1 pseudogene is annotated in these 497 nt (G+C 57.7%); it reads left to right on the forward strand.

Going from position 1 to position 497, the window contains the following annotated elements:
* Nucleotides 1-291: pseudogene (locus QCE79_RS33630) on the forward strand (chemotaxis protein CheB); the annotation flags it as partial.
* Nucleotides 292-497: the final 206 nt, after the last annotated feature.

Consider the following 497-nt stretch of genomic DNA (forward strand, 5'->3'; position numbering starts at 1 on the left):
GGCGGCGTGGTATGGCGCATCGGTAGCGGGATGCCGCTGCGCTACCGCTGTCACACCGGTCACGCTTTTTCCGCAGTGGCGCTGGAAGATGAGCAACGCCGGCAATCCGAGAATGCGATTTGGCAGGCGCTCCGGGCAATTGAAGAACGAATCTTCTTGGCACGCGAGCAACTCGAAGAGGGAAAGCTGGCCGGACATGACGTCTCGCATCTTGTTGCCCGAGTTGCCACGCTTGAGGAGGCAAAAGCGTCAACGATGCGCATTGTGCGAGAGGGCCTGATCAATACTTAAGGGTTGCGATGAGGGTGCACCTGAGGCGCGTGGATGGTGCTCGACAGGTAATTGTCCCGATATAAAGGACCTATCCGTAATCCTGTGGGCGAGGCATATTATGAGATGTAAAAGTCATGGATATGCCGATGAAGAAGAAACGCACCGTCGCTTCTCAGGCAGCGGCCCGAGGGCCGCTGCCTGCCCTTCCGGAAGGTCTGCTGGAT

It is taken from the genome of Caballeronia sp. LZ003 (genome assembly GCF_031451465.1).
GTDB lineage: Bacteria > Pseudomonadota > Gammaproteobacteria > Burkholderiales > Burkholderiaceae > Caballeronia.